The organism is Acinetobacter gandensis (assembly GCF_001678755.1).
In the GTDB taxonomy this organism is placed as follows: Bacteria; Pseudomonadota; Gammaproteobacteria; order Pseudomonadales; family Moraxellaceae; genus Acinetobacter; species Acinetobacter gandensis.
In genome coordinates, this window is the sequence record NZ_LZDS01000027.1 from 176,640 (window position 1) to 191,183 (window position 14,544).

Consider the following 14,544-nt stretch of genomic DNA (forward strand, 5'->3'; position numbering starts at 1 on the left):
GCGTAGAAAATATTATTTATTTTTGAAATTCGTTTTATTGAAACAGGAATGAACCATGAAAGTTCAAGTTAAAGTTCTCGACACACGTTTAGGTACAGAATGGCCTATGCCGACTTATGCAACAACAGGTTCAGCTGGCCTAGATCTACGTGCATGTGTAGAAGCAACAACAGTCATTGAACCAGGCCAAACTGTTCTAGTTAAAACAGGTTTATCGATTTACATCGAAGATAGTAATTTTGCAGGTTTAATTTTGCCGCGTTCGGGTCTTGGTCATAAACACGGTATCGTATTGGGTAATCTTGTTGGTCTAATTGATTCGGACTACCAAGGCGAGCTTATGGTATCGGTTTGGAACCGTAGCCAAACTGCATTCAGTTTAGAGCCAGGTGAGCGTCTTGCTCAATATGTCTTGGTTCCTGTAGTTCAAGCACAGTTTGACATTGTGGATGAGTTTGAAGCGACTGAGCGTGGTGCAGGTGGTTTTGGACACACGGGTAAAAACTAAGTAGTTGCATTTAACAGTCTAAGAAAAATCAATTATTGTCATCATTTTTCATATGCATAAATTGATCTAAAAAAGGGCAATTAAAATTGCCCTTTTTTAGTTAATTGATACATCGAATTTATCAGAGAAAATGAATTGTAGAGCTTTGTTGATCTCAATTTGCTCTTGATCTGTTTTTTATTTGGTTGATTATGCGTATTGGTTAACGATTATTACGGCAAAAATCAATTATTTGAATGCAATTGATGTCGTTCTGAAACAAGCTTAACTATTTTTGTACAGATTGAAATATAAAATACTGTCATCTATCACTAAAATAAACTGTTTAGAGAATCTCTGAGTTTTGTAAGTTGTATAGAATATTCAGCTTCTAAGCTTCGGATATTTTTAATAAAAGTATTTTAATCTTAAGAAACATTTTGCAATAATATAAATTGTTTTTTATCATTTGTTTAATTTTTATTAATTGATTCTTAAATTAATTTGTTATAAAAACGCTACACCTTTTTCAGGTTTTCATAATTTAATTGAAGGTTCAAATTCAACACAGAATTGAACGTAGCAATAAATTAAGCATGATTAGAAGAACGTACTATGGGTTCACTGTTCAATTTTCCTACACATATTTTCCGTGCATACGATATTCGGGGAAAAGTATCGCTGCTGAATGCAGATATTGTCCATTCAATTGCACATGGATTAGTGAAGCAATATAAAAAAGCCAATCAATACCGTATTGCAATTGGTTATGACGCACGATTGACCAGTCCTTATTATGCTCAAATTATTCAAGATGTTTGCTTACATCATCATATTGATGCCGAAATCATTGGCTGCTGCTCAAGTCCAATGCTGTATTACATTGCACGTCAATTTGGAGGCAATGGCATTATGGTGACTGCAAGCCATAATCCAAAGTCAGATAATGGTATTAAATGGATTATTCAAGGGGAACCGCCTTGTCCTGCAATGATTCAGCAGGTTGCTGAAGAAGCAAAACACATTTTCATACCACAAAAAAATCCGTTAATGCAGGCGTTGCCTCAACATGAGATTCGCCCAGAGTTTTGTTTGCAATATCAACAATATATTTTAAATGATATTCATATCCGACAACCCTTTAATGTGGTAATCGATGGCATGCACGGTTCTGCTGGGCATTGTGCTGCATTACTTTTGAATAAACTGGGCGGGCAGGTGACCGCTTTGCGTTGTCATGCTGATGGCCATTTTCCAGATCATGCCCCAGATCCATCCCAAGTTAAACATTTAGAAAAAATGCGTGAGATGGTGCTTAGTCAACAGGCTGACATTGGTATCGCACTTGATGGTGATGGTGACCGCTTAGTATTGGTGGATGAATTAGGCCAAATCATTTCGGCAGATCGTTTGTTATGTTTATTTGCGCAGATTTGTTTGGAGACTAAGCCTACATCTGAAGTGGTTTATGATGTGAAATGCTCGACCATGATTCGTGACACAGTTTTAAGCATGGGTGGACAACCCACTATGATTCGAACAGGAAGTAGCTTTTTACGAAAGTACATTTCCCAATCGCAAGCCAAAGCTGTTTTTGGTGGCGAATATGCTGGCCACTATGTATTTAACGATGGACGTGGCGCAGGCTACGATGATGGTCTTTATGCGGCATTACGAGTGATTGAGTTTATACAGGATAAAGGATTAACACTTTCCCAAGCCTTAGCACTTTACCCTGAACGCGCTGGTACAGAAGATCTTTATATCAGCACTCATCACCATGATCCCTTACAGCTACTCAAACATGTTGAGGAAAAATCTCAGGCGATTTCTGCACAAATGAGTAAAATCGATGGGATACGTCTTGATTTTGATGATGGATTTGGCATCATTCGAGCATCGAATACAGGGGAGTATTTCACAGTGCGCTTTGATGCCGATCATCCAGAGCGTTTACAGGAAATACGAGAACTGTTTGTTTCCATGTTAAAAGAGCAATATCCAGTGATTGCTCAAGACATATTAGATGCTCAATAAGGAGAGGCAAATGCCACATCAACATACCGGCATCGACAAGGCACAAATCCTGACGGAAGCTTTGCCGTATATTCAACGTTTTTCGGGTAAAACGCTGGTGGTGAAGTACGGTGGTAATGCCATGACTGATCCTGAGCTTGAGAGCTCATTTGCACGTGATATCGTGTTGTTAAAAACAGTCGGTCTAAACCCAATTGTCGTGCATGGCGGTGGCCCACAGGTTGATTCATTCCTGAAACAGCTGGGTCGTGAGTCTGACCGTATTGATGGTATGCGTGTAACAGATCCTGCAACGATGGAAGTTGTAGAGATGGTGTTGGGCGGCAGCGTGAATAAATCGATCGTGAATTTGATTAACAAACACGGTGGTCGTGCGATTGGCTTAACCGGTAAAGACGGCAACCTGATTCGTGCACAAAAATTATTGATGGAAAAAACTACCGAAGATGGTTCTGTGCAACAAATCGACCTTGGCTTAGTAGGCGAAGTGGTTGGTGTGAAAACTGATGTGCTTGAAATGTTCACACAAAGTGATTTCATTCCTGTGATTGCGCCACTTGGTGTAGATGAAGAAGGCAATACATACAACATCAATGCTGACCTTGTTGCTGGTAAAGTGGCTGAAGCGCTTGGCGCGGAAAAGTTGATTTTATTGACCAATATCACAGGCGTATTGGACGAAAATAAAAACTTATTAACTGGTTTAACCACGCAAGAAGTTGACCGTCTGATTGAAACTGGCGTGATTTATGGCGGCATGATTCCTAAAGTCGGATGTGCGCTAGATGCAGTAAAAGGTGGCGTGATCAGTGCGCATATTGTCGATGGTCGAGTTCCACATGCGACATTGCTTGAAATCTTTACTGATCATGGTGTAGGGACGCTGATTACCAACCGTGCGAATGTGAAAAAAGCTTAAGATGCTTAGCATGTTTTGATAAATAATAAAAAAGCCTCATTTGAGGCTTTTTTATTATTTATCAAATAGCTGTTGGACTCAAATGCAATGATGAAGTATGTAATCTGACGACAAAGGCACAAAAATAGCATCAGCAATGATTTTAACGATTTACAAGTGCTAAAAAGGTCATGCACAATAGTGAAATCATAGATTTACTAGCTTGATGATAGAACATGTGCCAGCTGCTCGGAATGAATTGTGCGACACCCACCGATATTACTTTTTCATTTCGGGGCTTTTCGCAGCGAGCAGGGGTCACATCAGATCATTGTGACGGCTTTGGTATTGCTTTTTTTGAAGATAAAGCTTGTCGTTTATTTGTCGACAATCAATCTGCTGTAGAATCACCGATTGCGGAACTTATTCGTAATTACCCAATCAAATCACGTAATGTGATTGCCCACATTCGTAAAGCCACGCAAGGTAAAATCAACCTCGAAAACTCACACCCTTTTAGTCGTGAACTATGGGGTAGACAGTGGATATTCGCGCATAATGGTGACTTGCATGGCTTTCAGCCTGAGCTGACTGGTCGTTTTACCCCTGTCGGTAATACGGACAGCGAGCTGGCGTTTTGTTATTTGCTTGAACAACTGGTGAAACGTTTCGGCTATACCGAACCTACATTGGATCAAATCTTCGATTTACTATTAGAGATCTCTCCGCAAATTGCTGAGCATGGTACTTTTAATTTTTGTCTATCTAACGGGCAAGCCTTATTTAGTTATGCCATCACCAAATTACATTGGCTCGTGCGTGAATATCCATTTCAGCCCGCACAGCTTATTGATTTAGATGTAGAAGTGGATTTTAGTGAAGTTACGACAGCGGATGACCGTGTAGCTGTGATTACGACTGAGCCATTAACTCAAAATGAAGTTTGGCAGCCCTATCAACCTGGCGAAATGATTTTATTTCAGCATGGCCGACCAATCCGCTCTGCGCTCACATATGTCGAACGTTTAGAACGTGAACGCCTTGATCCATCGTTGAAACGTGTCACACGCGCAGATCAATATTAAATGCAGTTAATTTGACATGAACAGTATTCATGCAGAGTTGAATACTGTTTAATTAAGAAAAATTGAATATATATTTATAACATATTGAATTGATTAAAAAATATCTGAGCTTTATGGTCGGGATAAATTAAATTTACATAATAAAAACAAACAATTACATTTGAATTGACAGTTAAAGCGGTAAAACCAACCTTTTCACTTCATTTTTATTTAAGTGCTTTATCTATATGATGAATTTTACGTGATAAGTCCTTTATATTTGCAGGTGGTCGTAATGAAAATGAAATGGGTTCCAGAATATAATACTGGCATCGATGTGATTGACGATCAGCACAAACGTATTCTTGATTACATCAATGAAATCGATGGTATTGACGCTAATACTGATCGTGACCGTGTAAAACAAATTTTGGAAAACATTATTGATTACACACAGTCGCACTTTACTTTTGAAGAGTCTTTACAGGAAGAAGCGGGTTATAAATACCGTGTACCACATAAACGTGTACATGATTTATTTATTAAAAAGATTGAATCTTACCGTGATCGTTTTGAAATGGGTCAAGCGATTGAAGGCGAACTACATGAAGTGCTTTCTAAATGGTTGATTAATCATATTCAACACGATGATGCAGACTACGTAGGTGCAGTGAAAGAAAATATGATGGGTATCATCAAAGAAAAAGAGAAGAAAAAAGGTAAAAATTGGTTCACTCGTTTCTTTTCTTAAGGATGAAATCGAGATAAAAAAAATTAAAATCTAATAAAAAATTTGCGCAGCAAATCATCTTAACGGTGGTTTGCTTTTTGTTTTTGATTTTCATAGCTCGGCAAGGCAAAATAGCACAAGAATTTTTAAAGGAATCTGTCATGCAGGACAATGCGATGTCAAAGTGGTTATCGCCTCTAATGGCATTCTGTTTATCTTTTATTATTATTGCAACGCTTGCACCAGTAACAGGTATTCAGATTGAACGTCAGCTAGATTTTTGGCTGTTATGGCTCGGTACAATGCTTATTTTGGCTTTGCCTGTATGCTATTTAGAAATTGCACTTGCGAAACGTTCAAAGACCACTGCTGTTCAAGCGCTTTCAAGTCTAACACGTGATGCTGATGCTTCACCGAAATGGCGTTTAGTCGGCTGGTTAGCTGTCGTATTCATTCCATTTTTAGCAGGTGGAATGTTGTCTACTGCTGCACAATATGTCGGTGTACATGCGCTAAATAATGGATCGCATAGTTTGATTTTGGCGGTATTGGCTGTAATTGCATTTGCTTTTTCTTTTATTCCACGCCAGTTCTTGGTGATTGTTACCGCGCTTGCAGTAATCGCATCTTTAATTGTAGCGAATGTTATGGGAACAGCGTTGCCAGAATGGAAGATGACTGCACTTGAATTTAGCGAATGGGGCAATGCAACAGTATTGGCATTGGTTGCTAGTGGTTTAGGTTTAGGATTGTATTGGCAGTCAAGTTTGCCCGCAGTAAAACAACAAGATATTGCAACTAAAACCGTATTTCCAATTTGGATTGCGCAACTGTTGGCTGTGATTGCATTTGCATATTTTGCTGCAAAAGCGCAAGTTCCTGCATTGGCTTTGGTTGTCGGGCTAGTAGCGGCTGCTGCATTACTGGTGCAAATGGCACGTGAACAATTACAACAGCGTCAATTAGCAGTGATTGTGCAATGGGCTGTTTTAGCGATTGCTGTATTGGTATGGACATTAAATGCAGTTGTGCCAGTATTAAATATAGCGCTATTGGTTTGGGGCTTGATCATTTGCTTGATCTACGCGATCTTTGCAGGCTGGATTATGAAAATCAGCCATTTGCGTAAATCTATGAATTTTAGCAGCGAAGTTTTTTATAATATTTGGCGGATAGCGGTACGTATCGTATTGCCATTGTCGATTGTACTTGCGTTGGTTTCTGTACTTGGACAGTTAATCTAATGACTAGCATCGAACAAGTTTGGATTGTTTATGCGGGTGAGGCTCAGCAGTATTTGATCCCGCTGGCATTTACCCCAGGTATAACAGCACGACAGGCAATTGAACAAAGTGGTATTCGCCAGCAAGTTGAATTGCCCGATGAGTTATCTGTTGGTATTTTTGGCACGCGTTTAAAGGACTTAAATCAGGTATTAGAAGCCGGTGATCGTGTTGAAATCTATCGTGCATTAACCATTAATCCAAAGGATATTCGTCGTAATCGAGCGAAGAAAAATCCGGTGGGGCGTTATTGTCGAGGCAATCGCTTTAAACAATTGTATTCATAAAAAAAACCCCTTATTTAAGGGGTTTATTTTTATCTTAAAGCGGCTATAGTGGTGGCGCATTTAAAATTGCTTCTTTAGAACCCGGTAAGCCAGGTTGAGATTCAGGAATGGTTTCCAGACCTTCAACTTGTTGCACAATACCATTTTGATCGAAGAAGATTTTTAGGTGTTGACCGTGTGCGGCAGGAATCTTGGCTTTTTTAGCATATGTTCCTGGGGTATACTTATAAATGTAGTCCCAACGTAGCGGATTCATTGGATCGGCAATGGTTGGACTACCTAGCAAAAAGCGGACTTGTTGGTGGCTCATTCCCACCTGAATTTTAGATGCTTGTGCTTGTGTTAATGGTGTACCTTGTGGAATATCAACTTTATAAACGCCCAAGGTCGAACAGCCTACGAGCAATGAAGTGACGAATAACGTCAGCATGATTTTTTGCATTTTGCTAAACTATCCCAAATTAATTATGATGCATTTGATCCAAGGATAGATCATACTGCATCTAAACTTTGTTGCATATTCCAACTTTAATTTTGTTGAGAGACCTTTTTTCATGCCTATTTCAAACCAAGATTTACGTAAAGCTGGACTTAAAGTAACACTTCCACGAATTAAAATTTTGGAATTGCTTGAAAATTCAAGACAACATCACTTAAGTGCGGAAGATATTTATAAAACTTTACTCGAACAGGGTGAAGATGTGGGTTTAGCAACTGTGTATCGCGTGTTAACACAGTTCGAAGCTGCAGGTATCATCCAGCGCCATCATTTTGAGAATAACCATTCAGTTTTTGAAATTATGCAAGAAGATCATCACGATCATATTGTGTGCCAAAACTGTAATAAAGTGGTTGAATTCACCAATGACGTGATTGAACATGAACAACATGAAGTGGCTAAAAAGTTCGGCTTTGAACTTACAGGTCACTCTTTAAACCTATATGGTTATTGCGATGCGCCTGCTTGTCAGGAAGCATATCGTAAAAAATAAACTAACATTTGTTAGTTTAGAATGAATAAAAAAACAGACTTCATTTTGAAGTCTGTTTTTTTATATTCTGAATATAGCTCAAACTTAATGTTGACCATCAAATGTAATATTCGAATTGGCACGAAGTAAATGTTCGCCACCTTCTTCCGATAATTTGATTTGTAAACGTAGATCGTTAGGTGAGTCGGCATGTTTCAGCGCATCTTTATAACTGATCTGTTTAGCTTTATATAAATCATACAAAGCTTGGTCAAAGGTTTGCATGCCCAATTCACGCGAGCGTTTCATCAGGTCTTTAATTTCATGTACTTCACCTTTACGGATAAGGTCTGAAATTAATGGCGAGTTAATCAAAATTTCAATGGCTGCACGACGTGAGTTACCATCAATCGTTGGAATAAGCTGTTGCGCAACCATCGCCTTTAAGTTTAAAGACAAGTCCATAAACAACTGACTGTGACGATCTGCTTCAAAGAAGTGGATAATACGGTCAATGGCTTGGTTGGCGTTGTTGGCATGCAGGGTCGCAAAAACCAAGTGACCAGTTTCTGCGAAAGCAATGGCATAGTCCATGGTTTCGCGTGAACGAATCTCACCAATCAAGATCACGTCTGGTGCCTGACGCAGGGTATTTTTTAGTGCAACTTCAAATGAGTCGGTATCAATACCCACTTCACGTTGGGTAATGATACAACCACGATGTTGGTGTACAAATTCAATCGGATCCTCAATGGTAATGATATGACCTTTGGTATTTTCATTACGATAACCAATTAATGACGCCAATGACGTTGATTTACCAGTACCCGTTGCGCCTACAAAGATAATAATGCCACGCTTAGTCATCGCTAATTCTTTGAGAATCGGCGGTAATTTCAGCTCGTCCATGGTTGGAATAACGGTCTCAATACGACGAAGCACCATACCGGGCTGGTCGCGTTGTTGAAATGCACTGACACGAAAACGCGCGGATTTGCTGTTATTACTAATCGCAAAGTTACATTCGCGAGTATCTGCAAATTCCTTACGCTGTTTTTCCGACATAATGGAATTTAAAATTTGACCAACCATTGGCCCCGGAAGTTTGGTTGATCCAATAGGCAGAATTTGACCATTAATTTTAATGGACGGTTCTACATCGGCTGTAATGAATAAATCCGATGCTTTCTTCTCGACCATATAGTCAAGTAAGCCGTTAAAATCCATAACGTGAGCCCCAAATTAAAAAATAAAATTTTATAAGAAAGATTCTGGTTGCTTCGCTGCAGTCCGTGCAGTCTGTGTACTAATAATACCTTTGGCAACAAGGTTCTTCAGGCTTTGATCTAGCGTAGTCATACCATAGTTTGCACCGGTCTGGATTGCAGAATACATTTGTGCGACTTTGTTTTCACGAATCAAGTTACGGATAGCAGGAATACCGATCATGATTTCATGTGCAGCCACACGACCACCACCATTTTTCTTTAACAGTGTCTGAGAAATAACCGCTTGTAATGATTCAGACAACATGGCACGAACCATATCTTTTTCTTCGGCAGGGAATACGTCAATTACACGGTCAATGGTTTTTGCTGCAGAGGTTGTATGCAGTGTACCGAATACTAAGTGACCTGTTTCGGCAGCGGTTAAAGCTAAGCGAATCGTCTCAAGGTCACGCATCTCACCGACTAAGATAATGTCAGGGTCTTCACGCAGTGCAGAACGCAGTGCTTCGTTAAAGCCGTGAGTATCTCGATGTACTTCACGTTGGTTCACCAAGCATTTTTTAGATTCATGCACAAATTCGATTGGATCTTCAACCGTTAAAATATGGTCATAACGGTTGTCGTTAATGTAGTCGACCATCGCTGCAAGCGTGGTTGATTTACCCGAACCAGTAGGACCTGTTACTAGCACAATACCACGAGGATATTCACAGATATCTTTAAAGATTTGGCCCATGCCTAAATCTTCAATGGTTAAAACTTTTGAAGGAATGGTACGGAATACAGCACCAGCACCGCGGTTTTGGTTAAATGCGTTCACACGGAAACGTGCAACCCCTGGGACTTCAAATGAAAAGTCAGTTTCGAGTTTTTCTTCATAGTCACGACGTTGCTTGTCGTTCATAATGTCATAAACTAACTTATGAACTTCTTTATGCTCAAGTGAAGGCAAGTTAATTCGGCGTACTTCACCATCCACACGAATCATCGGTGGCATACCTGAAGATAAATGTAAATCCGACGCGCCATTTTTGGCAGCAAATGCCAATAGTTCTGTAATGTCCATAAAATCCCCGAGATAAAAATTAAATCTTAATTATTTTGATAGAATAATAAGGCTTTCCCACAGCTTAACCAACAGTTAGTTGCAGGGCAATGCAAAAAAAGATGAATGAAATGAGAACCTCGTCAATGATTACACTTCGCGATGCACGAAATCAGGTATTAGAACAGATGGCTCAGGCTTGTAAGCAAGCAGGTAGAGCTAGTGATAGTGTGGCTCTGCTTGCTGTGTCGAAGACGCATCCTGCTGAAATGTTACGGGAAATGTATGAAACGGGGCAGCGTGCTTTTGGGGAAAATTATCTGCAAGAAGCACTCGATAAGATTGAACAATTGTCAGATTTAGCCATCGAATGGCATTTTATTGGTCATGTTCAGCGCAATAAAACCAAGCATTTGGCTGAGAAATTTGCATGGGTGCATGGGGTTGATCGTCTGATCATTGCTGAGCGTTTATCGAGTCAACGAGCAGATCAATCTGAACCATTAAATCTATGTTTGCAAGTCAATATAGATGCACAAGATAGTAAGGATGGTTGTGTACCTGCTGAAGTTGCTGAATTGGTAAAGCAGATCAGCCAACTCCCGAATATTCAATTGCGTGGACTGATGGTGATCCCTGCACCAGGAAATATCGACGCCTTTAAACAAGCACAAGTGTTGTTTGAGCAGGTTAAAGCACAACACAAGTATCCTGGCCAATGGGATACATTAAGTATGGGGATGTCAGGCGATATGCAAGATGCGATTAACGCGGGTTCAACCATGGTACGTGTAGGTACAGCATTGTTTGGCGCGCGTGATTATTCGCAAAAGTAATTTTAAAATTTTTCCTCATGCTGCGTAATGCCCCCTCATCTTAGAAAAGGTAGGGGGACTGTTATTTTAAGCTTAACCTACGATTTCAATTCGACTTGCACCTGCCCCGATAGGATTCACCTGAATTTGCACAGGGATTCGTTCGTGCATTTCTTGAATATGCGAGATCAATACCACTTTACGCCCTTGGTTTTGTAACTGATCCAGAGCATTCATCACCATGTGCAGACTTGAGGCATCCAGCGTGCCAAAGCCTTCATCAATAAACAGGCTTTCGATTTTTGTCGTACCTGATGCCATATTAGCAATGGCTAATGAGAGAGCGAGGGCCGTTAAGAACGACTCACCACCTGAAAGCGAAGAGACAGAGCGGGTTTCACCGTCCATATCATGATCGACAATGGCTAGGCTTAATGAGTTTTCAAGGCGCTTTAAGGTATAACGCTGAGAAAGCATCGCCAATTGCTGATTGGCATACTCGATTAAAATATCGAGGTTATATTGCTGCGCTAAATCACGGAACTTCTTGCCCGTTGCATCGCCCATTAAGCTCGAAATTTTATTCCAACGGTGCTCTTCAGATTGGATCTGTTGAATTTGCTCGGCAAATTGCTGCTGTTTTGCGACGTTACGCTGATGTACTTCAAGTTTGAGTTTTACTTCATCACGCTGTTCAGCCAAAGTTCGCAAGTTGTCTGCAAGTGCTGTAAGGGTAGATATTATTGCTTCAAATGCAATATTCGGTTGATGGGTTAAATGCGCTTTGAGCTGATTTTGAACTGTTTTAATGCCTGCCTGTAAATCTGCATGCGTGCGCTCAACCTTCGAAATACGCTGTTTGAGCTGCTGTTCTTGCTCATGTGAAATCATGCTAAGTTGTTCTAAGAGAGCATGATTAAACTCTGTATTTTGCTCAAGCCACTGTTGAATCTGAACATTGCTGTGCTCAGCCTGCTTGTGTAGCTGCGTATTTTCTGTGAGGCATTTGTTCAATACGCTTTGTGCGTTATCAAAAGATTGGCGCACTTGATTGAATTGCTGGCGAGCAAGCTCAATTTTATTTTTAAGTTGCAAACTTTTTTGCTCAAATTCGGCTAACCACTCATGTGGTTTTTCAACTGTGATTTGTGTCATATCCAAAATGGCTTGAATCGCAATATCCGTATTCTTTTTACCTGAAATTTTCAGTGCTTCAATGGCCTTGTTAGCCGATTGGATTTTCTCCTGACTGAATTTAACTTGCTGTATACATTGCTCGAATTGTTGATGGGCTTGATTGTATTGCGCCGTCAAATTATTCAATTTTTTTAGCGTTTGTTGGCGTTGTTGTAAGCCGTGATAGATCTGTTCTGCTGTATTTAATGTCGCTTGTTGCCAGTCTTGCTTTTCTGAATCATTAAGCAGGCTGAGGATATGCTGAATGTTATTTTCAGCCTGTTGCACATTAGATAAATGCTGTGTGGTGTGCTGAATCGAAGTTGCCAGCGTTTGACGGAGCGTCTGCACTTTTTCATGAGAGGCTAAGGCATCTTCAAGCCGTTCTTGGACTTGTAGCATCGTAAGATTTTGCGTTTCAAGCAGCTGTGTAAGCGCATCATGTGTTTGTGAAAAATCAAAGTTGATATTTAGCGATGTAAGCTGTGATTCTAATTCAGCTTGTAAGGCTTGCTGTTGAAGGCTGAGGTTTGTACGGCGTTGCTCATTGGCATTTAAAGCAGCTCGGACTTCTGTCAAAACTATTTGTTGTTTCTGACAGGTATCAAATGCAAGTTTTTCAGACGCCAGTGCTTGTTGCTCTTGCTGTTCTTGTAACTTGAGTAAGTCATCAGAAAAATTGGATTGTTCTGCATAAGGATGATGCGTACTTCCACAGACTAAACATGCCTCACCATCCACTAGCTCTGATCTGAGTTTTTCAATATTTTCGGTATTGAGTAAGCGCTGCTGTTGCAAGATTTTTTGCAGTTGTTCACGTGCAGTTTTTTGTTGCTGATAATGCTTTTCTGCAAGATCGAAGGTAGCTTGATGCTCTAAAATTTGTTGAGTTAAAGTGTTATACGACGCAGTTAATTGGCGTTGATCTGCATCAATATGTTTGAAATTTTGCCATTGTGGCTGAATGATTTTGAGCTGACTTAATTGCTGGAGTAACTGCTCACGCTCATTTCGAAGTGAGGTGATTTTTTGATTTAGTACTTCATCTTGGCCAAACTGTAGTGTTAATTCATCAAGCTGTTTTTGTTGAGCTTTGCATTGGGTATTGGCTTGTTGCACATCGCCATACGTCTTTTCAAATTCTGCATAACTTTGAATAAAGCGTTGCAGTTGAGCAAGATGCGCGGAGAGGCCATCGTCAATAGATGTAAAATGCTTTGAATGCTCTAATTGCGCCGTATGCTGTGCAATATTGTTTTTGAGTTGTTCAAGTTGAAGCTTAAGTTGATTTTCATGATTTAAATGTGGACTAAGTTGATTTTCAATCTCTTTAAAATCACTTTGGGCTTTGCGTAATTGATCCACTAAAACTAGACGTTCAGCAATGCGTTCACGGATTAATTTAATAGCATCCTGATGCTGAATTTCAAATTGAGTATGCTGTTTTTGCTCAGCTTCAATCTTTTCAAAAACCAATTTTTCAGCGTTATATTGTTGTTCAACATGATTAAAATCGTGTTGGGCTTTTTGCAGTGGCGTTTTTAATTGTTCAATTTCGCTCTGAATGCTTTTGTGTTGTTGCACACTGGTACGGATCGCAGCAAAGCGTTCAAGCTGGCTGAGTTGAGCTTTTTCTGGTGCAAGCGCATCGAGTTGTTGCTGTTGAATATTCAGCTGTTGCTGATGTGTTTGAGCTTCGGTTTCATACTTTTGCTTTTGCTCAAACCATTGTTGTTGTTTTTGAAGCTTTTGTTGTTCTAGGTCAAGAGTTTGGAATTCAATATTTACAGTTTCAAATTGAGTATTCAATTGAGCGTAATCTTCAATCGAAAGCATATCTTTTTGAACTATTCCACAGGCTTGTTCTAACCCTTTACGCTGGATAGCAATCTCTTTGGTTTTTTCAAAGGCCAATTGACCAATTTTCCCGAAAATACTGGAATTGGTCAGATATTCCAATAGCTCGCCACGTTCATTATCTCGTGCTTTTAAAAAAGCGGTCACTTCTGACTGAGCCAGTAAAACGGCACGGGTGAATTGCTCAAAACTGAGCTGGGTAATACGTAAAATTTGGCTCTCAACCGCTTTAGTTTTATCCGCAACGACACTGCCATCTGTTAAGCATTTCAGTGAACGCTGTACGCTTTGTAATTTGCCATTTGGGTTTTCACGGGCACGTTTAATTTCCCAACGTGCAGAATAGACTTTTTGGTCTTGAGCAATAAAGCTGAGCTCAGCAAAGCCTTGACCTGTACCACGGCGTAATACTGTTTGCGGTGAGTTGGTCGGCAGCTCTGAACCATCTACATCGATGAGTTTGCCATCACTGTCTTTTAAACGTGGGACTTTATTAAATAATGCCAAACACATGGCATCTAAAATGGTCGATTTACCTGCGCCTGTTTTGCCAATAATTGCGACTAAACCTGCACTGGCTAATGGCTCAGATTCAAAATCAATAAAATGCTCACCCGCTAAAGATGCTAAGTTTTTTATACGGATCGATAAAATTTTCATGGCAA

13 protein-coding genes are annotated in these 14,544 nt (G+C 40.0%); 9 read left to right on the forward strand and 4 right to left on the reverse strand.

The window, feature by feature from the left end:
- Positions 1-55: 55 nt before the first annotated feature.
- From dut to A9J31_RS12140, 7 genes are all read left to right on the forward strand, one after another.
- Complete coding sequence (dut, locus tag A9J31_RS12110) at positions 56-508, forward strand: dUTP diphosphatase (protein WP_067766198.1); 453 nt, start codon at positions 56-58, stop codon at positions 506-508.
- A 594-nt stretch (positions 509-1,102) separates the two neighbouring features.
- Positions 1,103-2,524, forward strand: coding sequence for a phosphomannomutase/phosphoglucomutase (locus A9J31_RS12115; RefSeq protein ID WP_067766201.1), 1,422 nt, complete (start codon positions 1,103-1,105; stop codon positions 2,522-2,524).
- Between the two features lie 10 nt (positions 2,525-2,534).
- On the forward strand, positions 2,535-3,443 hold the full coding sequence (argB, locus tag A9J31_RS12120; protein ID WP_067766202.1) for an acetylglutamate kinase: 909 nt from the start codon (positions 2,535-2,537) through the stop codon (positions 3,441-3,443).
- A gap of 215 nt (positions 3,444-3,658) precedes the next feature.
- Complete coding sequence (locus tag A9J31_RS12125) at positions 3,659-4,507, forward strand: class II glutamine amidotransferase (protein WP_067766205.1); 849 nt, start codon at positions 3,659-3,661, stop codon at positions 4,505-4,507.
- 274 nt (positions 4,508-4,781) lie between these two features.
- A complete protein-coding gene (locus A9J31_RS12130; RefSeq protein WP_067766208.1) occupies positions 4,782-5,237 on the forward strand; it encodes a bacteriohemerythrin in 456 nt (151 codons plus the stop codon).
- Between the two features lie 140 nt (positions 5,238-5,377).
- A complete protein-coding gene (locus A9J31_RS12135; protein ID WP_067766212.1) occupies positions 5,378-6,460 on the forward strand; it encodes a hypothetical protein in 1,083 nt (360 codons plus the stop codon).
- The gene (locus A9J31_RS12140; protein ID WP_067766217.1) at positions 6,460-6,786 is read left to right on the forward strand and encodes an RnfH family protein; all 327 of its coding nucleotides are present in this window, start codon (positions 6,460-6,462) and stop codon (positions 6,784-6,786) included. The genes A9J31_RS12135 and A9J31_RS12140 overlap by 1 nt, the downstream gene beginning before the upstream one ends.
- A 43-nt stretch (positions 6,787-6,829) precedes the next feature.
- Here A9J31_RS12140 and A9J31_RS12145 read toward each other — a convergent pair whose 3' ends face one another.
- Positions 6,830-7,228, reverse strand: coding sequence for an outer membrane protein assembly factor BamE (locus tag A9J31_RS12145; RefSeq protein WP_067766222.1), 399 nt, complete (start codon positions 7,226-7,228; stop codon positions 6,830-6,832).
- Positions 7,229-7,340: 112 nt separating this feature from the next.
- On the opposite strand from A9J31_RS12145, the gene fur reads away from it, so the two are divergent.
- A complete protein-coding gene (fur, locus tag A9J31_RS12150; RefSeq protein ID WP_067766225.1) occupies positions 7,341-7,778 on the forward strand; it encodes a ferric iron uptake transcriptional regulator in 438 nt (145 codons plus the stop codon).
- Between the two features lie 84 nt (positions 7,779-7,862).
- Here the strand turns inward: fur and A9J31_RS12155 are convergent, their stop codons facing one another.
- Together A9J31_RS12155 and A9J31_RS12160 are read right to left on the reverse strand one after the other, a co-directional pair.
- Positions 7,863-8,984: a PilT/PilU family type 4a pilus ATPase gene (locus tag A9J31_RS12155; RefSeq protein WP_067766228.1), complete on the reverse strand. Its 1,122-nt coding sequence runs from the start codon at positions 8,982-8,984 to the stop codon at positions 7,863-7,865.
- Between the two features lie 30 nt (positions 8,985-9,014).
- The gene (locus tag A9J31_RS12160) at positions 9,015-10,052 is read right to left on the reverse strand and encodes a type IV pilus twitching motility protein PilT (protein ID WP_067766233.1); all 1,038 of its coding nucleotides are present in this window, start codon (positions 10,050-10,052) and stop codon (positions 9,015-9,017) included.
- A 125-nt stretch (positions 10,053-10,177) separates the two neighbouring features.
- Between A9J31_RS12160 and A9J31_RS12165 the strand changes: the two genes are divergently transcribed.
- A complete protein-coding gene (locus A9J31_RS12165; RefSeq protein ID WP_067766235.1) occupies positions 10,178-10,867 on the forward strand; it encodes a YggS family pyridoxal phosphate-dependent enzyme in 690 nt (229 codons plus the stop codon).
- Positions 10,868-10,939: 72 nt separating this feature from the next.
- Here A9J31_RS12165 and A9J31_RS12170 read toward each other — a convergent pair whose 3' ends face one another.
- Positions 10,940-14,539, reverse strand: coding sequence for an AAA family ATPase (locus tag A9J31_RS12170; protein ID WP_067766237.1), 3,600 nt, complete (start codon positions 14,537-14,539; stop codon positions 10,940-10,942).
- Positions 14,540-14,544 lie beyond the last annotated feature (5 nt).